Source organism: Planomonospora sp. ID91781, assembly GCF_015711595.1.
GTDB classification, from domain to species: domain Bacteria; phylum Actinomycetota; class Actinomycetes; order Streptosporangiales; family Streptosporangiaceae; genus Planomonospora; species Planomonospora parontospora.
Window position 1 is genome coordinate 398741 of record NZ_JABTEY010000001.1, and the last position, 18314, is coordinate 417054.

Consider the following 18314-nt stretch of genomic DNA (forward strand, 5'->3'; position numbering starts at 1 on the left):
TCATTTCCCCGGTGGAGCACGCGCCTTTTCGCGAATCCCGTTCGGCTGCGGCGGCACCCGGCTGAGCGGCCGGGTCCCCGCACCGCACCGGGCCTCTCCGGTGCGCGGAGAGGCCGTGTCGCCGCACGTGGCGGCGTGCCGTCCGGTCTCCCGGGCACGGAAACAATCCTTTTGAGCGCCGTCCGGCCCCTCGGTAAGCTAGTCGATTCGCTGCCTGATGACCACCACCTCCGTTTACGAATGCGAGGCGATTTCCGCATGCCCACCGAACGCCTGCTCTCCGGTACGGACGACGGTCCGTCCCCGGACGACCCGCCCTCCGCCCCAGGCCCCTCCCCGGACCGTCCCCCCTCTCCCGGGCCCTCCGGCGAGGCGGCCGACGAGACGGCCGCGGCCCGGATCCTCGCCGCCGAGCGCGAGCACCTGGCCGTCTCCCGGGCCGCCCTGCGCGCGATGCGCGAGCACGCGCAGTCCCTGTCCTCGGACGCCGCCGGAGACTGGGTCTCCCAGCAGATCCTGCAGGCGCTGCTGGACCAGCGGGTGGCCGCGCTCGCCGACCACTCCGGCACCCCCCTCTTCTTCGGCCGGCTCGACCGCTCCGTCGCCGACGACCTGCCGGGCACCGTCCACGTCGGGCGCCGGCACGTCCACGACGACCGCAGCCGCCCCCTGGTCGTCGACTGGCGGGCCCCGATCTCCCGGGCGTTCTACCAGGCCAGCCCGTCCGACCCGATGGGCGTCTCGCGCCGCCGCCGGTTCGGCTACCACGGCGGCGAGCTCACCGCCTTCGAGGACGAGCGGCTCGACCAGGGGGAGGTGCTCCGCCAGTCGAAGATCCTCACCGAGGAGATCGAACGGCCCCGCTCCGGTCCGATGCGCGACATCGTCGCGACCATCCAGCCCGACCAGGACGAGATCGTCCGCTCCGAGCTGACCCGGACGGTGTGCGTCCAGGGCGCCCCCGGCACCGGGAAGACCGCCGTCGGCCTGCACCGCGCCGCCTACCTGCTCTTCACCCACCGGGAGAAGCTCGCCCGGTCCGGGGTGATGATCGTCGGGCCCAACCGGGCCTTCCTGTCCTACATCTCCTCGGTGCTCCCCGCCCTGGGCGAGGTCAAGGTCGACCAGACCACGGTCGCCGGGATGCTCGGCGACCACGCCGCCCCGGAGGACCCCGCGGTGGCCGCGGTCAAGGGCGACGCCCGGATGGTGCCGGTGCTGCGGCGGGCGCTCTGGGCGCACATCGTCAAGCCTGCCGAGGGCCTGCTGTACACCCGGGGGATCAACCGCTACCGGGTGGCCGACCACGAGGTCCGCGAGATCGTCGCCGCCCTGCGCGGCACCACCCGCTACAACCCCGGCCGCGCGACCCTCGCCCAGCGCCTGGCCCACCTGGTGCTGGTCCGGATGGAGCAGCGCGGCGAGTCCCCCGACGACCGGGTGCAGGACGCCGTCGCCCGCTCCAAGCCGGTCAAGCAGCTGGTGGAGCAGGTCTGGCCCAAGCTCACCCCCCAGCAGGTCCTGCACCGGCTGCTGAGCGACCCCGCGTTCCTGGCCGCCTCGGCCAGGGACGGCCTCACCCCGGACGAGCAGGCCGCGCTGCTGTGGGCCAGGCCGCCCAAGTCGTTCCGCTCGGCGAAGTGGTCGGCGGCCGACAGCGCGCTGCTGGACGAGCTCGGCGACATGATGGAGCGCACCCCGTCCCTCGGCCACCTGGTCGTGGACGAGGCCCAGGACCTGTCGGCGATGCAGCTGCGCGCCCTGGGGCGGCGGTGCCGTACGGGGTCGGCCACCGTCCTGGGCGACCTCGCCCAGGGCACCACTCCGTGGTCGGCGCGCTCCTGGACCGAGGTCCTGCACCACCTCGGCTTCCCGCCGGGCGACGGGCAGGACGGCGGCGGGGGCGCGGTGACCGAGCTGACGCTGGGCTTCCGTGTGCCCCGCGAGGTCCTGGACTACGCCGCCCGCCTGCTGCCCTCGGTCGCCCCCGGCCTGGCCGCGCCCCGGTCGCTCCGTCCCGGCGCGGGCTCGCTGTCCGTACGGCACGCGCCCGACCCGGCCGCGTCCCTGGCGGAGGCGGCCGTGCAGGCGCTCTCCCGGGAGGGCTCGATCGGCGTCATCGTCGCCGACGCCGGGGTCTCCGCCGCCTCCGAGGCGCTGTCCGGGTTCGACCACCGCGTGCTGGCGCCCGACTCCGTCGAGGAGCACCGCCTCCTGGTCGTCCCTGCGAGCCTGGCCAAGGGCCTGGAGTACGACCACGTCATCGTGGTCGAGCCGGCCGACATCGTGGAGGCCGAGCCCCGCGGGCTGGCCAGGCTGTACGTGGTGCTGACCCGCGCGGTCACCTCCCTGACGGTGCTGCACGCCAGGGACCTCCCGCCCCAGCTGACCGGCTGACCGGCCGCGCGGAGGGGACCGCGCGGGAGCCGGGAAAAGCAAAGGGAGCCGGGAAAAGGAAAGGGCCGGTCCCGTGAGGGACCGGCCTCTTCTTCGAGCAGGCGCCGGACTAGAAGTCCATGTCGCCGCCGCCCGGCATGCCGCCGGCCGGAGCGGGGTTCTTCTCGGGCTTCTCGGCGATGACGGCCTCGGTGGTGAGGAACAGCGCCGCGATGGACGCCGCGTTCTGCAGCGCGGAACGGGTCACCTTGGCCGGGTCGATGATGCCCGACTCGAACATGTTGACGTAGTCGCCGGTGGCGGCGTTCAGGCCCTCACCCGGGGTGAGGTTGCGCACCTTCTCCACCACGACGCCGCCCTCGAGGCCGGCGTTGACGGCGATCTGCTTCAGCGGCTCCTCGAGCGCCTTGCGGACGATCGCGGCGCCGGTGGCCTCGTCACCGAGCAGCTCGAGCTTGTCGAACGCCTTGGCGCCGGCCTGCAGCAGGGCCACGCCACCGCCGGGGACGATGCCCTCCTCGACGGCCGCCTTGGCGTTGCGCACGGCGTCCTCGATGCGGTGCTTGCGCTCCTTGAGCTCGACCTCGGTCGCCGCGCCGGCCTTGATGACGGCGACGCCGCCGGCCAGCTTGGCGAGACGCTCCTGGAGCTTCTCGCGGTCGTAGTCGGAGTCGGTGTTCTCGATCTCGGCGCGGATCTGGTTGACCCGGCCGGCGATCTGCTCGGCGTCACCGGCACCGTCGACGATGGTGGTCTCGTCCTTGGTGATGATGACCTGGCGGGCGCGGCCGAGCTGCTCCAGCGCGGTGGACTCGAGCTTGAGGCCGAGGTCCTCGCTGATGACCTGGGCGCCGGTCAGGACGCCGATGTCGCCCAGCATCGCCTTGCGGCGGTCGCCGAAGCCCGGGGCCTTGACGGCGACCGAGCGGAACAGGCCGCGGATCTTGTTGACGACCAGGGTGGCCAGGGCCTCGCCCTCGACGTCCTCGGCGATGATCAGCAGCGGCTTGCCGGCCTGCACGACCTTGTCGAGGACCGGGAGCAGGTCCTTGTTGGCGGACACCTTGGAGTTGACGACGAGGATGTAGGGGTCGTCGAGGACGGCCTCCATACGCTCCGGGTCGGTCACGAAGTAGGGCGAGATGTAACCCTTGTCGAAGCGCATGCCCTCGGTGAGCTCGAGCTCCAGGCCGAAGGTGTTGCTCTCCTCGACGGTGATGACGCCTTCCTTGCCGACCTTGTCCATCGCCTCGGCGATCATCTCGCCGATCTGCGGGTCGCCCGCGGAGATGGAGGCCGTGGAGGCGATCTGCGCCTTCGTCTCCACGTCCTTGGCCAGCTTGGAGAGCTCCTCGCTGACGCGCTCGACGGCGGCCTCGATGCCCTTCTTCAGGGCCATCGGGTTGGCGCCGGCGGCGACGTTGCGCAGGCCCTCGCGGACCAGCGCCTGGGCGAGCACGGTGGCGGTGGTGGTGCCGTCACCCGCGACGTCGTCGGTCTTCTTGGCGACTTCCTTGACGAGCTCGGCCCCGATCTTCTCCCACGGGTCCTCGAGCTCGATCTCCTTGGCGATGGAGACACCGTCGTTGGTGATCGTGGGGGCGCCCCACTTCTTCTCCAGAACGACGTTACGGCCCTTGGGGCCGAGGGTCACCTTCACGGCGTCCGCGAGCTGGTTCATACCACGCTCGAGACCGCGCCGGGCGTCCTCGTCAAACGCGATCATCTTGGCTGCCATACGGCTAGACCTCCCAAACACAGGGTGGCGTGCACCGGATCGAGCCGACGCCCGCGACGGCATGTGGACCCGCGACTCCGTTCGGCGGGTCCCATCGTCTCGATCCAGGGTTGGCACTCTCAAACAGAGAGTGCCAACGAACTGTTTAGCACTCTACCCTGCCGAGTGCAAGCTACGCCCCGCTGAGCTGGGCTCCGCCCAGAGCGAAGGCACCACATCGGGGCGAAGCCCCGGATGCGGGAACGCGAAGGCCCGGCCCTCCGGAGCCTCCGGCGGGCCGGGCCGACATGTGGGGGATCCGCGCGGACCGCACTGCCGCGGGAGTCCCGGCCGTCTCCGGCGCATCCGCCGGCCGACCGCCTCAGACGGTCCGGACGGCCTCCGCCTGCGGGCCCTTCTGCCCCTGGGTGATCTCGAACTCGACCCGCTGGCCTTGCTCGAGCGCACGATAGCCGTCCATCAGGATCGCGGAGTAATGGACGAAAACATCCTTACCACCGTCTACCGCGATGAAGCCGTAGCCCTTGTCCGCGTTGAACCATTTGACGGTGCCCTGCGCCACTTCCGACTCCTCTTACCGGCCCTGAAGACCACGCCCATTCCACTCGCGAAGCCTTCGATCTCCGCGGCGAAGACCTCGCCCGCATCGATCGTTCTCGACCATACCTGTGGGACACCGTAGGGCAACAGAGTCAATCCGCTAATCATCCGTTTACCGGCGCCTTTGGCAGGAGAACAAGCTTTTGCCCTCGCGCCGTTTAGTTCAATATTGCATTATTTCCTCACGTCCCAGATATGAACGGGCGCCACAAAGCACGACACCCGCACGCGGCCGGAGCGGCGTACGGGTGTCGTGGAGGCGCCAGGGGCGCCCGGAGCGGCCTGGACGGCCCGAGGGGATCAGCCCCCGGCGACCGCCGGGATGATGGAGATCTGGACCCCGGACGGCGTGGCGGTCTCGAGGTTGTCCGCGAAACGGACGTCCTCTTCGCCCACATAAACGTTGACAAAACGTCGGATCTTGCCCGTTTCATCGAGAATCCGGGCACCGATGCCGGGGAAGTCCGCGTCGAGCTTCTCCAGGACCTCCCGCAGGGTTGCCCCTTCTCCGCTCACCTCGGCGGCGCCATTGGTGTACGTGCGAAGAATCGTCGGAATCCGCACAGAAACGCTCATAGTCCAGTACCTTTCAGGAGTTCTCAGGCGAGGGCGGCACGGAATGCGTCAAGAGACGGCCGGATGACCGCGGTGGGCCGGGCGTGGTCGGCCACCGCGTCGAGGGTCTTGAGCCCCTCCCCGGTGTTGAGGACGACCGTCTCGGCGTCGGGGTCGAGTCTGCCCTCGGCGACCAGCTTGCGGAGCACGCCGACGGTGACGCCGCCCGCGGTCTCGGCGAAGACGCCCTCGGTCCGGGCCAGCAGCCTGATCGCGTCGACGATCTCGGCGTCCGTGACGTCCTCCACCGCGCCGCCGGTGCGCCGGGCGATGTCCAGGACGTACGGGCCGTCGGCCGGGTTGCCGATCGCCAGCGACTTGGCGATGGTGTCCGGCTTGACCGGGCGGATCACGTCGTGGCCGGCCTTGTAGGCCGCCGAGACGGGCGAGCACCCCTCGGCCTGCGCGGCGAAGATCTTGTACGGCCGGTCCTCGACGAGACCGAGGGACACCAGCTCCTTGAACCCCTTGTCGATCTTCGTCAGCTGGGAGCCGGAGGCCACCGGGACGATGATCTGCTCGGGGAGCCGCCAGCCGAGCTGCTCGGCGATCTCGTAGGCCAGCGTCTTGGAGCCCTCCGCGTAGTACGGGCGGAGGTTGACGTTGACGAAGCCCCACCGGTCGCCCAGCTCGTCGCCGATGAGCTCCGAGCAGAAGCGGTTCACGTCGTCGTAGCTGCCGTCGATGGCCACCAGGCGCCCGCCGTACACCGAAGCCATGACGATCTTGGCCTGCTCCAGGTCGGAGGGGATGAACACGCAGGCGTCCAGTCCGGCGCGCGCGGCGGCCGCGGTGACCGCGCCCGCGAGGTTGCCGGTGGAGGAGCAGGACAGGGTGTGGAAACCGAAGTTGCGGGCCGCCTCGACCGCGATGGCCACCACGCGGTCCTTGAAGGAGTGCGTGGGGTTGCCCGAGTCGTCCTTCACGTGCAGGGAGCGCAGGCCCAGCTCGCGGGCGAGGTTGTCGGCCTTGACCAGCTTGGTCCAGCCGGGGGCCATGTTGCGCTTGGAGGCCACGTCCGCCGGGACGGGGAGCAGCGCGCGGTAGCGCCAGATGTTCGCCGGCCCCGCGGCGATCTGCTCGCGGGTGACCCGGGGGAACTCGTAGGCGATCTCGAGGGGGCCGAAACACTCGGTACAGGCGAAGTCCGGGCCGAGGGGGGAGCGCGCCCCGCACTCGCGGCAGGAGAGCGCGACGGCCGGACCGAAGTCAAGGGAGGTGGTGGTGGTTTCAGTGCTTGCAAGCGCCATGAAGCGAGGCCTTTCCCTCATCTTCGTCTGCGACCACCTTGGTCACAGACCGGAATTGGCACCTGTCCCGGCCGACCTCGTCAGATCACGAGTCTTGAACCGGGAGGGTTGCCGGGGCTTCGCAGGGCCGGTCCCTCCACCCCTCTGGATGAGCAATATTCAGTTGTCGAACCTGATGAGCAGGTTGCAAGCACTCTACCCCGGCCGGTCACCGCTCTGACCATCCATCTCACTTTCCGAGACGGCGTGTGTCGACCGGCGGACACCCGGGGCGGGCGCACCCGGCCGGGTCAGAAGCCGTAGGCGTCGCCCAGCGCGTTCTGGACGTACTTGCGCGCCTGGTGGATGCGGGATTTGGCGGTGCCCAGCGGGATGCCGAGCTGCTCGGCCACCTCGTTGTAGTCGAGCTGGCAGATGTCGCGCAGCACCAGCGCCTGGGCCAGCTCGGGCTTGTCGGCCTCCAGCGCCTCCATCACGTCGAGCAGGTCCAGCCGGGACCCGGCGATCACGCTCACCCGGGCCACGTCGGGCTTCTGCAGCGGCAGCTCGTCGGAGCTCTGCTCGGCCGCCCGGCGCTTCAGCGAGCGGTAGGTCGTCCGGGCGCAGTTGGCCGTCACGATGTGCAGCCAGGTGGTGAACCGGGCCCGGCCCTCGAAGCGGCCGATGTTGCGCGCCACCGCCAGCAGGGTGTCCTGGCACGCCTCCTCGGCGTCCTGCCGGTAGGGCAGGATCCGCCCGCAGTGCCGCAGCACGTCGGGCTCGATCCGCTTGAGCAGTTCGCCCAGCGCGCGGTGGTCGCCCTGGGCGGCCGCGCGGGCCAGTGCCTCGGTCGTCTCGTCCAGCGCCATCCGAGCCCCCATCAGCGATCACGGTCGCTGGACATCCTATGGGCGGGGGCAATGTTTGGTTAACCTCTGGGGCAAGCGTGCCCCGGGGCGGACCGACCGGCCGCCGTCCGCAGTAGGCAGGAGACGAGGGGCATGTCCTAGACGAGGAAGAACAGATGAACACGATCCTGGTGGCGTCCAATCGTGGTCCCGTCTCGTTCACCGTTTCGGAGGACGGCTCCCTGTGCATGCGCAGGGGCGGCGGCGGGCTGGTGTCCGGCCTGTCCGAGGTGGCCAAGGAGCTGGACATGCTCTGGGTCTGCGCCGCGCTCTCCGACGGCGACCGCGGCGCCGTACGGCTGGCGCCCGGCGGCCGCATCGACCAGGCCGGCTACGACACCGGCGCGCTGCGCATGCTGGACATCCCGCCGGCGACGTTCCACCGGGCCTACAACGCGGTGGCCAACTCCACGCTCTGGTTCGTCCACCACCTGCTCTACGACACCGCCAACACCCCGCACTTCGACGCGCGCTTCCGCCGGGAATGGGAGTCCTACCAGTCCTACAACGCCGCGTTCGCCGTGGCGCTGGCCGAGGAGGCCGCGCACGGCGCGCAGGTGCTGGTCCAGGACTACCACCTCAGCCTGACCCCGGCGATGCTCCGGGTCGACCGGCCCGACCTGCGCATCGCGCACTTCTCGCACACCCCGTGGGCCCCTCCCGAGTACTTCGCCCTGCTCCCCGACGACGTCGCCGTCGAGCTGCTGGAGGGCGTCCTGGGCGCCGACCACGCCGGCTTCCTGACCACGCGCTGGGCGGGTGCGTTCATGGACTGCTGCGAGGCGGTCCTCGGCGCCGAGATCGACCGCGCCGGCCACACCGTCTCCCACGCCGGCCGTACCACCCGGATCGGCGTGCACCCGCTGGGCGTGGACGGCGAGGCGCTGTGGGCCAGGGCGGGCGAGCCCGACGTCGAGTCGCACATGGCGGCCCTGCGCGACCAGGTCGGCGACCGGAAGCTGATCGTCAGGATCGACCGGACCGAGCTGTCCAAGAACATCGTCCGGGGGCTGGCCGCCTACCGCGAGTTCCTGGCCGCCCATCCGGAGTGGCACGGCCGCGTCGTGCACCTGGCCTTCGCCTACCCGTCCCGGCACGACCTGCCCGAGTACCGGGAGTACACCGCGGCGGTGCAGCGCTGCGCCAAGGAGATCGAGGACGAGTACGCCACCGAGGACTGGGACCCGCTCATCCTCAACGTGAACGACGACTACCCGCGCTCCCTGGCCGCCTACCGGCTGGCCGACGTGCTCCTGGTCAACCCCATCCGCGACGGCATGAACCTGGTGGCCAAGGAGGGTCCCATCCTCTCACCCGCCGGCGCGCTGGTCCTGTCCCGGGAGGCGGGCGCGGCGGTCGAGCTGAGCCCCGACGCCCTGGTGATCAACCCCTACGACGTCTCGGCCACGGCCGAGGCCCTGCACCGGGGCCTGGTGATGCCCGAGGAGGAGCGCAGGCGGCGGGGCGCCCGGCTGGCCGCCGCGGCCGCCGCGCTCCCCCCGCACCTGTGGTTCGCCGAGCAACTGGCGGCCCTCGGCTGGTCACCCGACCAGGTGAGGTAGTTTCGGTGGGCAAATCGCCTTCCGTCCGCTGGGGGAACATCGGTGACCGCGATCACGTCCGTCCGATTGGTCCGTGACCGCGCCACCTGGCTCATCTACCTCCAGCTCGGCGTCTTCGCCACCTACCTGTACGGCCTCAGCGCGGTCCTGCCGCTGCTCCGCCTCGACCTGGAGATCACCCAGGCCGTCGCCGGGCTGCACGGCACCGCGATGGCCGCGGGCGCCGTCCTGACCGGGCTCGCGCTGCCCCGGCTGACCCGCGCGATCGGCCGCCCGGCCGTCGCCTGGACCGGCCTGGCCGGGATGAACGCCGGCGTGCTGCTGGTGCTGCTCGGCGGCGTCCTGCCGGTCACCCTCCTCGGGTACGCCGTCGCCGGCGGAATGGCCTCGATCATGCTCTACTCGGGCATGGCCGTGCTCAGCGACCACCACGGCCCGGCGGGCCCCGCGGCGATCAGCGAGGCCAACGCGGTGTGCGTGACCGTCGGCATCGCGGTGCCGTTCCTGGTCAGCATCGCCGCGCAGAGCGCGCTCGGCTGGCGGGCCGCGCTGCTGGCCACCCCGGTCGCGAGCGCCCTGCTCGCGCTGGCCATGGGCCGCGTCCGGATCCCCGGGGCCGACCGCGCCGGGACCGCCGGGGACGGCGCGGTCCCCACGCCCGGAGGGCGGTTCGACGGGCGGTCCGGGGGGCGGCCCGGCGGGCACGACCGCGCCGAGCCCGCCGGGGACGGCGCGGCCCCGGCGGCCGGGGAGCGGTTCGGCGGGCGGTTCTACCTGGCCGGCGCGGTGCTGTTCTGCTGCGTCGCGATGGAGTTCTGCTTCAACCTGTGGGCGGCGAAACTGGTCTCCGACCAGACGGGGCTGTCGGCGGCGGTGGCGGCGACCGCGCTGACCGCGTTCACCGCCGGCATGGCCGCCGGTCGCTGGGGCGGCGCCTGGCTGGCCCTGCGGATCGCGCCCACCTCCCTGTTCATCGGCGCGCTCGCGCTCACCGGCGCGGGCTGGGCGATCTTCTGGGTGAGCGGAAACCCCGTCGTGTCCTACCTGGGCCTGGTCCTGTCCGGGATCGGCGTCTCGTTGCACTTCCCGCTGGCGCTCTCGCGCGTGCTCGCCGCCTCCGGCGGCCTCCTGGACCGGGCCTCGGCCGTGGCCGCGGTCTTCTCCGGCCTGGCCATCGGCGCGGGACCGTTCGTGCTGGGCGCGCTGGCCGACGGGTTCGGCGCCCAGCGCGCCTTCCTCATGGTCCCCGTGCTGATCGGCCTGGCCGTCGGCGGGATCCTGGCCGGCGGCCGGTAGACGACGCGGAACCGACGGACGACGCAGGGCGGGCAGACCGCGCGAGGTCGGCGGACGACACCGGACCGGCAGAGGGCGCGGAACCGGCGGACGGCCGCGGGGCGGCCGAGGCCGTGCCCTCCGGCCCCGTCCGGTCCCGGTCCCCGTCCGGTCAGCTCCAGGTGGCGTTCTTCAGCACGTTCGCAAGACCGGGGGTGTTCCACACGTCCACCACCAGGATCTTCGAGGTCGGCAGGAACCACTCCCGCTGGGTGAAGCTCGCGGTCTTCCGCCCGCTGCCGTGCGTCACGCACGTGTTGGGCCACGCGGCGTACTTCGCCTTGTGCCCGCGTCCGACCTGGCGCAGGCCGGTGGTGGCCCTCTTCCCGTCGGCGTGCCAGGCGGTCTTGTCGGTGAAGGGGCAGGGGACCACGCCGCTGAAGGGATGGAACTGGTTCTTCCCCGTGTAGGTGATGTAGCCGCCGCCGACCGGGACCCGGGTGATCGCCTTCGGGCCGAAGACCCAGAACGACCGGCAGCCGGAGAGGAAGGGCTCCGGGAACCTGCACTTCCCGGTCACCACCGTGACGATGTCCCCCTCACGGTGCACCTTCCATCCCGAGGGGATCTTCAGGTTCATCCCCCGGAACGAGAAGGTCTTGGTCCCGGAGGCCGACGGAGCCGCCGCGGCCGCCGGCGCCCCCGGAGCGGCCGAGCCGGCCGAGGCGGCCGCCGGAGCGGCGAGCACGGCGGCGGCCGCCAGGCCGGCGAGGATGGAAGATCTCTTTCTCATGACCGGGACGCTAGGCCCCGCCACTTGCGGATCACTTGCCGCCCGGTTGGCGCGCATCGCCCCACCCCGCCCCGCCGGCCGGTCGGCGCGCGTCACCCCGCCGCGCCGCCCGATGTCAGCTCCAGGTGGCGTTCTTCAGCACGTTCGACAGGCCCGGGGTGTTCCACACGTCCACCACCAGGATCTTCGAGGTCGGCAGGAACCACTCCCGCTGGGCGAAGGTCGCCGTCTGCCGCCCGCCCCGGTGCGTCACGCACCGGCCGAACCAGGAGACGTACTTCGCCTTGTGCCCGCGCCCGACCCGGCGCAGGCCGACCGCGGTGGGCTTGCCGATCACCTGGCCGGTCTTGGCGCTGAAGGGGCAGGACTGCACGTCGCTCGCCGGATAGAAGGGCTGCTCGCCGGTGTAGGCGCCGAAGCCCTCGCGACCGTACTTGATCGCCTCCGGGCCGAGCACCCAGAAGCCCTTGCAGCCGGGGGCGAAGTAGGCGGGCCGGTCGCACCGGCCCGTCTGCACCAGCATCCAGTCACCCTGGCGGTGCACCTGCCAGCCGGAGGGGACCCGCAGCCTCATCCCCCGGAAGGAGACGGTCCGGGTGCCCGCCGCCCCCGAGGTCACCGCTGCGGTCGCCGCACCCGGGGTCCCCGAGGTCCCCGAAGTCCCCGCGGCGGCCGAGGCGGTGACCGGGGCGGCGAGCACGGTGACGCCGGCCAGCACGGCGAGGACGAAAGATCGCTTTCTCATGCCGGGCAAGCTATCGGCCGCCACTTGCCGCCGACTTGACGACCGGTTGTGCCCGCCCCGGGCCATGACGGATCATGCCCGCTCCGGGTCACGGCCGATCACGTCCGCCCCGGGTCACGACCGGTCGTGGCCGCGCCGGGTCACGGACGGCGTGCGGCGATCGCGTCGCTGATCGAGCCGAGCAGTTCGACGACCCCGGCGGGCCCGTCCACCACGATGTCGGCCTCCACGCTGAGCTCGGCCGACCCGCTGAACACCGTCACGCCGGGCAGCCCGCAGGTCCGTACGGCCTCGAAGGCCGCCAGGTCGCCGAGGTCGTCCCCGGCGAACAGCACCGAGCGCGCCGAGCGCTCCCGCAGGAAGTCGCCCAGCGCCACCCCCTTGTCCGTCCCCGGCGGCCGGAGCTCCAGCACGAATTTGCCCGGCTCGACCGCCAGGCCCGTCTCCGCGGCCAGCTCCGCGACCGGACCGGCCAGCGCGTCGAACGCGGCCTGCGGCGACGCGGTCCGCCGGGTGTGCACGGCCACCGCCCGCCCCTTGTCCTCGATCCCGACCCCGGCGATCCCGGCGACCAGCGTGGGCAGCTCGGCTCTGACCGTGATCAGGCCGGGGTGGGGCGGCGGACTGGACAGCTCGCCGCCCTCCCAGCGTTCGAGGCCGTAGTGGCCGAGCACGACCAGGCCGGGCACTCCGGCCAGGGAGCCGTACTCGACGGCCGTGGCCGCCGGGCGGCCCGTGATGACCACCAGGGAGCCGACCAGCCCACCGAGTCTGGCCAGCGCCTCCGGACCGGCCGGGTGGATCCTGGCCGACTCCGGATCCGGCACGATCGGCGCGAGCGTGCCGTCGAAGTCGAGGCCGACCACCGCTCCGGCGGGGTCGGCCACGATCGCCTCCAATGCTTCGATCATGCTTCGGTGCCCGTCCTGTCGAAGGTCATGCTTCGCCATCCGTCCCGTCGAAGGTCATGCTTCGGTGCCCGTCCTGTCGGATCCCGTGCCCGCCGGGGAGCCCCGGAAGACGCCCGCCGCGTCGGGCCCGCCGGTGCCGCACCCGCGGATCACCGGTGCCGTACCCGCGGATCAGGGGCGCAAGCCCAGCCTCCGGGCGGCGCGGTCGCGTCTGCGGCTCTCGCGGAGCCGGCGCAGGCGTTTGACCAGCATCGGGTCGTGGGCGAGGGCCTCGGGTCGCTCGATGAGCTCGCTGAGCAGCTGGTAGTAACGGGTGGCGGACAGGTCGAAGGCCTCGCGGATGGCCTGCTCCTTGGCGCCCGCGTAACGCCACCACTGGCGTTCGAAGGCGAGCAGCTCCCGCTCCCTCTCGGTGAGGGCCCGCGCGGCAGCGCCCTGAGCGGCGTCCTGGGCAGCACTGTCACCGGGGATCGGCGCAGTGTCCATTGGTGTCCTCCTCGGTCGGGCGCGCGGTGACCGCACCGCGCGCACGCGGCCCGATGCCAGGATAGTCGGGAATTTCCGGCTGTTCATGGCAGATGGTCAGACGTACAGTCACCTGATGTGACCTCTGTCATCACCCTCCTCACCGACTACGGGCTGGAAGACGGCTACGCCGCCATGTGCCACGGCGTCATCGCCGGGATCGCGCCGGGCATCCGCATCATCGACGTGTGCCACCTCGTGCCCTCCGGCGACGTACGGCGCGGCGCGGCGATCCTGGCACAGACGGTTCCCTATCTCCCCCCGGGCATACATGTCGCCGTCATCGACCCCGGCGTCGGCGGCTCCCGCCGGGCCGTGGCGGTGGAGGCCGGCGACCACGTCTTCCTCGGCCCGGACAACGGGGTGCTCTCCTGGGCGGTCCACGCCGCCGGCGGCGCGCGGACGGCCCACCAGGTCACCCGGGCGGAGTTCTTCCTGGAACGGGTCTCGCCGACGTTCCAGGGACGCGACGTCTTCGCCCCCGTGGCCGCCCACCTGGCGACCGGCCGCACCCCGGCCGAGCTCGGGCCGGAGGTCCCGCCGGACAGGCTGGTCTCCCTGCCCGCCCCGACCTCCCTGCTCCGGGAGGACGCCGTGGAGGGCGAGGTGCTGTCGGTGGACCGCTACGGGAACGTCCAGCTCTCCATCAGCGCGGGCGATCTGGGCTCCCTGGGCGTCCGGGCGGGGAGCGTCCTGGCGGTCCGGCTCGGCAGGCGGCAGATCGCGGTGCCGTTCCGCGAGACGTTCGCCGCGGTCCCCCCGGGCGACCTGGTCGCCTTCACCGACTCGGCCGGGCTGGTCGCACTGGCCGTACACTCCGGCGACGCCTCGCAGCGCCTCGGTCTGCCGCCCGGAGCCCACGTGAGGCTCGCGCCGGCCTCCTGAACCCAGGCGAGACCGGTGCCCGCCTGCTGAGCCCTGGTGACCCGCGTCGGCCTACTGAGCCCGGATGAGACCGGTGCCCGCCTGCTGGGCCCGGCACCGGCCGCGCCCGGCCATACCCCACATACAGGGCACGGCGTGCTACAGACGGTACTGAAGTGACTAAAGGCAATAACCATCCGTATTGTCTCGTTTACTGAAAGCACCGGACCGACCCGGTGATCACGTGTCAGAATCCCCTCTGACGTCTTCTCCCCTCCCCCTTGTCGAGGTCGCCGTGTCCTCTGCACGCGCGCTCAGTACCGCTCTGGCCGTGACCGTCCTCACCGCGTTCACCTGGCCCGCCGACTCCGCCGACGGCGCTCCGGGCCACCCGGGGCGACAGGAGCCGCAGTGGGCGCTGACCGCGCTGGACGCGCGGGAGGCCTGGCGGACCACCCGCGGCGCGGGGGTGACCGTCGCGGTGCTGGACACGGGGGTCGACGCCTCCCACCCCGACCTCGCGGGCGCGGTCGTCGAGGGCCCCGACCTGACGGGCACGGCGCGCAGGAGGTCGCTGTGGGGACGCCACGGCACCGCCATGGCCAGCGTCATCGCCGGCCGCGGGCACGGTGGCGGCCGCTCCCCCGGCGTCACGGGGATCGCCCCCGCCGCGACGGTCCTGTCCGTCCGGGTCGCGCTGGAGAACGACGACCCCCGGCGCGGCCGGGGCCGCGAGCGGGGCCGGGACGCGCTGGCCCGGGGCATCCGCTACGCCGCCGACCACGGCGCCCGGGTGATCAGCATGTCCCTGGGCGGCGGCGGAGGATCGTGGAAGGGCTCCGCGGCCGAGGAGAGGGCGGTGCGGTACGCCCTCGGCAGGGGCGCGGTGCTGGTGGCCTCCTCCGGCAACGACGGCGCGGGCCCGAACCGGCGGAACTTCCCCGCGGCCTACCCGGGGGTGATCGCGGTGGGCGCGGTGGACGAGAGGATGCGCGTGACGTCCTTCTCCAACCGGCAGGACTACCTGTCCGTGGTCGCGCCGGGCAGCGGGATCCTCACCGCCGACGGGCCGGACTCCTACGTGGTCGGGGACGGCACGAGCTCGGCCGCCGCGCTGGTCGCCGGGGTGGCGGCGCTGGTCAGGGCGGCCTTCCCCGAACTGGGTCCGGCCGAGGTCCGCCGGGCCGTCGAGCGCGGCACCGTCCACGCCCCGGCGGACGGGCACGACCCGGCCTACGGCCACGGTGTGGTCAACGCGGCCCGGGCGTTGGAGGAGGCGGCCGGGATCCGTCGCCGGCCGCTCCGGGCCTCCGCCCCGCGGTGGACCCCGCCCGGCCCGCTCGTCGACGCGGTGCTCTCCCGCCGGGCGGTCTGCGTCCTGCTGGTCCTGCTCGTCCTCGCCCTGACGGTCCACCGGCTGACCCGGCGCCGCAGCGGCGCCTCCGGCTTCCCCGGCCCCTGGTGAGCCCGCCGTACAGCGGACACTCCCCCGACGGTCAAGATCCGAACCGTTTCCACCCTCGACCATGACCGGTTCGGTAACGGCTCGGCCATCATCGCCACCGCCCTTCGGAGTTCCCTCCCTGCGGCGGCGACCCGGTCCCCATACTGCTAAGCGCCAGTTCGGCGTCACATCGGCCCAGCACGATCGCATCCCGCGTGCCCGGCCCGGAACATCTTCGGGGGAAGAACAACCATGATCCGTCGCATTCTCGCGGCCACCGCCATCGCCGCCGTCGCCGTCGCCGGCACGGCCACCCTGGCCTCCGCGAACGTCTTCGACAGTCCCAACCCGCTCGAGCGCATCCTGGGCGAGAACGGTCCGCTCAGCTCGCTCCTGGGCGGCCCCGACGGCCTCAGCGACCTCCTGGGCCGCGGCGAAGGGGCCCCGCACGGGGCTCCGCACGAGCAGTACCCGGGCGGCGGCCCGGACGGCGGCTACCCCGGTGACGGCCCGTACGGCGAGTACCGCGGCGACGGCCCGCAGGGCTAGGACCCGGGTGACCGCCCGCACGGCCGGTCCGCCGGCGGCATCAGGCGGGCCGCCCCCGGCGGCGCTCCCGCGCCCGCCGCCGGGGGCGGCCCGCCTGCCGCGCTCCCCTGACCCTGCCGGTCGGCCCTGCGGGTCAGTAGGGCCGGGGCACCGGGTACAGCTCGGGGAAGTGGCAGGCGCTCTCGTGCGAGGCGCCGGGCCGTACCTGGAGCGGCGGCTCCTGCTGGGCGCAGACGTCCCGCGCCTTCCAGCACCGGGTGCGGAACCGGCAGCCCGACGGCGGGTCGGCCGGGGAGGGCGGGTCCCCCTGCAGGATGATCCGCTCGCGCCGCTCGCGCCCGTCCGGATCGGGGACGGGGACCGCCGACAGGAGCGCCCTGGTGTAGGGGTGCTCCGGGCGGCTGTAGATGTCGGCGTCCCGGCCGAGCTCGACCATCTTGCCGAGGTACATCACGCCGACGCGGTCGGAGATGTGCCGGACCACCGACAGGTCGTGCGCGATGAAGATGTAGGACAGGCCGAACTCGCGCTGCAGCCGCCCCAGCAGGTTGACGACCTGCGCCTGGATCGACACGTCGAGCGCCGAGACCGGCTCGTCGCAGACCATGATCTCGGGCCGGAGCGCCAGTCCCCGCGCGATGCCGATGCGCTGGCGCTGACCGCCGGAGAACTGGTGCGGGTAGCGGTCGGCGTGGTCCGGGTCGAGGCCCACGATCTCCAGGAGCTCCTGCACCCTGCGCCGGCGCCTCCCCCTGGGCAGCACGTCCTGGTGGATCTCGTACGGCTCGCCGACGATGTCCCCGACGGTCATCCGCGGGTTCAGCGACGTGTACGGGTCCTGCATCACCATCTGGATGTTGCGGCGGACCTGCTTGAGCTCGGCGCCCTTCGCCCGGGTGATCTCCCGGCCGCCGACCCGCACCGAGCCCGAGGTCGGCCGCTCCAGCGCCATCAGCAGCCTGGCCAGCGTGGACTTCCCGCAGCCGGACTCGCCCACGATGCCGAGCGTCTCGCCCCGGCGCAGGTCGAAGGAGACGCCGTCCACGGCCCTGATCGCGCCGACCTGCCTCCTGACCAGGGCGCCCTGGGTCACCGGGAAGTGCTTGACCAGGTCGCGGACCTCGAGAACCGGGTCACCCGTGGCTGCCATCGAGGACCTCCCTCCAGTAGTGGCAGGCGCTGCCGCGGGTCGGGCCGATGCGGTGCAGCGGCGGCGCCTCGACGGCGCAGTCCCCCTGCCGGTAGGGGCAGCGCGGGGCGAAGGAGCAGCCCGGCGGCATGTCCAGCAGGTTCGGCGGCAGGCCCGTGATGGCGTGCAGCTCCCGTCCCTTGCGGTCGATGCGCGGGATCGAGTCCAGCAGGCCCCGGGTGTAGGGGTGGGCGGGAGCCCGGTAGGCGTCATGCACGAGGGCGTGCTCGACGATCCGCCCGCCGTACATGACAGCGATCTTGTCGGCCGCGTCGGCGACCACGCCGAGGTCGTGGGTGATCAGGATCATCCCCATGCCGCTCTCGCGCTGGATCTCCGCGAGCAGCTCCATGATCTGCGCCTGGACCGTCACGTCGAGCGCGGTGGTCGGCTCGTCGGCGATCAGCAGCTCCGGCTCCAGCGCGACCGCCATCGCGATCATGATGCGCTGGCGCATGCCGCCGGAGAACTGGTGCGGGTAGTCGTGCAGCCGGCGGGCGGCCCCGGGGATGCGGACCCGGTCCATCAGCTCGACGGCCCGGCGCTCGGCGTCGCGCCGGGAGGCGCCCTGGTGCACCCGGAACATCTCGCCGATCTGCCACCCCACGGTGAAGACCGGGTTCAGCGCGGAGAGCGCGTCCTGGAAGATCATCGCGATCCGGCGCCCCCTGACCCGCGCCCGGTTCTCCTCGCTCAGCCCGAGCAGGTCCGTGCCCCGGAAGAGGATCCGGCCCCGGGTGACGCGCGCCGGGGGGGTGTCGAGGATGCCCATGATCGCCTGGGCGGTCACGGACTTGCCCGAGCCCGACTCGCCGAGCACGGCCAGCGTCTCACCCGCCTCCAGCGTGTAGTCCACCCCGTTGACCGCCTTCACGGCGCCCTGCCGGGTGGCGAACTCCACGTGCAGGTCCTCGACCGCCAGCAGCGGCTCGCTGCGCGGCACGGCGCCGCCTCCCCAGGCGGGCAGCAT

Annotated in this window: 17 protein-coding genes and 1 riboswitch; of the genes, 6 read left to right on the plus strand and 11 right to left on the minus strand. The window is 72.5% G+C overall.

All coding sequences use genetic code 11. The features are described from left to right. The first annotated feature begins 258 nt into the window (after window positions 1-258). Window positions 259-2397 (plus strand): AAA family ATPase, encoded by a 2139-nt coding sequence (locus HS048_RS01805; RefSeq protein ID WP_196465959.1) that lies wholly within the window; start codon window positions 259-261, stop codon window positions 2395-2397. 109 nt (window positions 2398-2506) lie between these two features. On the opposite strand, the gene groL is transcribed toward HS048_RS01805, so the two are convergent. From groL to HS048_RS01830, 5 genes are all read right to left on the minus strand, one after another. After that, window positions 2507-4135 carry a chaperonin GroEL gene (gene groL, locus HS048_RS01810; RefSeq protein WP_068902048.1) on the minus strand — a complete coding sequence of 543 codons (1629 nt, stop codon included), beginning with the start codon at window positions 4133-4135 and terminating at the stop codon, window positions 2507-2509. A gap of 361 nt (window positions 4136-4496) precedes the next feature. Next, window positions 4497-4697 (minus strand): cold-shock protein, encoded by a 201-nt coding sequence (locus tag HS048_RS01815; protein WP_068902046.1) that lies wholly within the window; start codon window positions 4695-4697, stop codon window positions 4497-4499. Window positions 4698-5035: 338 nt separating this feature from the next. Then, window positions 5036-5311 carry a MoaD/ThiS family protein gene (locus HS048_RS01820; protein WP_068902043.1) on the minus strand — a complete coding sequence of 92 codons (276 nt, stop codon included), beginning with the start codon at window positions 5309-5311 and terminating at the stop codon, window positions 5036-5038. Between the two features lie 23 nt (window positions 5312-5334). Next, complete coding sequence (thrC, locus tag HS048_RS01825; RefSeq protein ID WP_068902041.1) at window positions 5335-6600, minus strand: threonine synthase; 1266 nt, start codon at window positions 6598-6600, stop codon at window positions 5335-5337. Window positions 6601-6614: 14 nt separating this feature from the next. Next, window positions 6615-6755: riboswitch (SAM riboswitch) on the minus strand. Between the two features lie 135 nt (window positions 6756-6890). Further along, on the minus strand, window positions 6891-7448 hold the full coding sequence (locus HS048_RS01830; protein WP_068902039.1) for an RNA polymerase sigma factor: 558 nt from the start codon (window positions 7446-7448) through the stop codon (window positions 6891-6893). A 155-nt stretch (window positions 7449-7603) separates the two neighbouring features. On the opposite strand from HS048_RS01830, the gene HS048_RS01835 reads away from it, so the two are divergent. Both HS048_RS01835 and HS048_RS01840 read left to right on the plus strand, forming a co-directional pair. Beyond that, on the plus strand, window positions 7604-9049 hold the full coding sequence (locus HS048_RS01835; RefSeq protein WP_196465960.1) for a trehalose-6-phosphate synthase: 1446 nt from the start codon (window positions 7604-7606) through the stop codon (window positions 9047-9049). A gap of 42 nt (window positions 9050-9091) precedes the next feature. Then, window positions 9092-10345 carry a sugar MFS transporter gene (locus tag HS048_RS01840; protein ID WP_196465961.1) on the plus strand — a complete coding sequence of 418 codons (1254 nt, stop codon included), beginning with the start codon at window positions 9092-9094 and terminating at the stop codon, window positions 10343-10345. Window positions 10346-10496: 151 nt separating this feature from the next. On the opposite strand, the gene HS048_RS01845 is transcribed toward HS048_RS01840, so the two are convergent. From HS048_RS01845 to HS048_RS01860, 4 genes are all read right to left on the minus strand, one after another. Beyond that, window positions 10497-11117: a hypothetical protein gene (locus HS048_RS01845; protein WP_196465962.1), complete on the minus strand. Its 621-nt coding sequence runs from the start codon at window positions 11115-11117 to the stop codon at window positions 10497-10499. A 115-nt stretch (window positions 11118-11232) separates the two neighbouring features. Then, window positions 11233-11862, minus strand: coding sequence for a hypothetical protein (locus tag HS048_RS01850; protein ID WP_196465963.1), 630 nt, complete (start codon window positions 11860-11862; stop codon window positions 11233-11235). A 140-nt stretch (window positions 11863-12002) separates the two neighbouring features. Continuing rightward, window positions 12003-12773: a trehalose-phosphatase gene (gene otsB, locus HS048_RS01855; protein WP_068902030.1), complete on the minus strand. Its 771-nt coding sequence runs from the start codon at window positions 12771-12773 to the stop codon at window positions 12003-12005. A 171-nt stretch (window positions 12774-12944) separates the two neighbouring features. Beyond that, window positions 12945-13259 (minus strand): DUF3263 domain-containing protein, encoded by a 315-nt coding sequence (locus HS048_RS01860; protein WP_068902028.1) that lies wholly within the window; start codon window positions 13257-13259, stop codon window positions 12945-12947. A 117-nt stretch (window positions 13260-13376) separates the two neighbouring features. Here HS048_RS01860 and HS048_RS01865 point away from each other — a divergent pair, with 117 nt between their 5' ends. The 3 genes from HS048_RS01865 (at window position 13377) to HS048_RS01875 (ending at window position 16155) form a co-directional block, all read left to right on the plus strand. Further along, entirely contained in the window at window positions 13377-14183 is an 807-nt protein-coding gene (locus HS048_RS01865) for an S-adenosyl-l-methionine hydroxide adenosyltransferase family protein (protein WP_068902026.1), read from the plus strand. Window positions 14184-14493: 310 nt separating this feature from the next. Then, window positions 14494-15627, plus strand: a complete 1134-nt coding sequence (locus tag HS048_RS01870; protein WP_307832339.1) for a S8 family serine peptidase — start codon at window positions 14494-14496, stop codon at window positions 15625-15627. 231 nt (window positions 15628-15858) lie between these two features. Next, entirely contained in the window at window positions 15859-16155 is a 297-nt protein-coding gene (locus HS048_RS01875) for a hypothetical protein (protein WP_068902022.1), read from the plus strand. A gap of 133 nt (window positions 16156-16288) precedes the next feature. On the opposite strand, the gene HS048_RS01880 is transcribed toward HS048_RS01875, so the two are convergent. Together HS048_RS01880 and HS048_RS01885 are read right to left on the minus strand one after the other, a co-directional pair. Beyond that, window positions 16289-17305 carry an ABC transporter ATP-binding protein gene (locus HS048_RS01880; protein ID WP_068902020.1) on the minus strand — a complete coding sequence of 339 codons (1017 nt, stop codon included), beginning with the start codon at window positions 17303-17305 and terminating at the stop codon, window positions 16289-16291. Continuing rightward, window positions 17289-18314: an ABC transporter ATP-binding protein gene (locus HS048_RS01885; protein ID WP_068902018.1), complete on the minus strand. Its 1026-nt coding sequence runs from the start codon at window positions 18312-18314 to the stop codon at window positions 17289-17291. Before HS048_RS01885 ends, HS048_RS01880 begins: the two co-directional genes overlap by 17 nt.

Coding starts and splice junctions, on each gene's coding strand:
- HS048_RS01805 (WP_196465959.1), top strand. CDS start 259: ATGCCCACCGAACGCCTGCTCTCCGGTACGGACGACGGTCCGTCCCCG.
- groL (WP_068902048.1), bottom strand. CDS start 4,135: ATGGCAGCCAAGATGATCGCGTTTGACGAGGACGCCCGGCGCGGTCTC.
- HS048_RS01820 (WP_068902043.1), bottom strand. CDS start 5,311: ATGAGCGTTTCTGTGCGGATTCCGACGATTCTTCGCACGTACACCAAT.
- thrC (WP_068902041.1), bottom strand. CDS start 6,600: ATGGCGCTTGCAAGCACTGAAACCACCACCACCTCCCTTGACTTCGGT.
- HS048_RS01830 (WP_068902039.1), bottom strand. CDS start 7,448: ATGGCGCTGGACGAGACGACCGAGGCACTGGCCCGCGCGGCCGCCCAG.
- HS048_RS01835 (WP_196465960.1), top strand. CDS start 7,604: ATGAACACGATCCTGGTGGCGTCCAATCGTGGTCCCGTCTCGTTCACC.
- HS048_RS01845 (WP_196465962.1), bottom strand. CDS start 11,117: ATGAGAAAGAGATCTTCCATCCTCGCCGGCCTGGCGGCCGCCGCCGTG.
- HS048_RS01850 (WP_196465963.1), bottom strand. CDS start 11,862: ATGAGAAAGCGATCTTTCGTCCTCGCCGTGCTGGCCGGCGTCACCGTG.
- otsB (WP_068902030.1), bottom strand. CDS start 12,773: ATGATCGAAGCATTGGAGGCGATCGTGGCCGACCCCGCCGGAGCGGTG.
- HS048_RS01860 (WP_068902028.1), bottom strand. CDS start 13,259: ATGGACACTGCGCCGATCCCCGGTGACAGTGCTGCCCAGGACGCCGCT.
- HS048_RS01875 (WP_068902022.1), top strand. CDS start 15,859: ATGATCCGTCGCATTCTCGCGGCCACCGCCATCGCCGCCGTCGCCGTC.
- HS048_RS01880 (WP_068902020.1), bottom strand. CDS start 17,305: ATGGCAGCCACGGGTGACCCGGTTCTCGAGGTCCGCGACCTGGTCAAG.
- HS048_RS01885 (WP_068902018.1), bottom strand. CDS start 18,314: ATGCTGCCCGCCTGGGGAGGCGGCGCCGTGCCGCGCAGCGAGCCGCTG.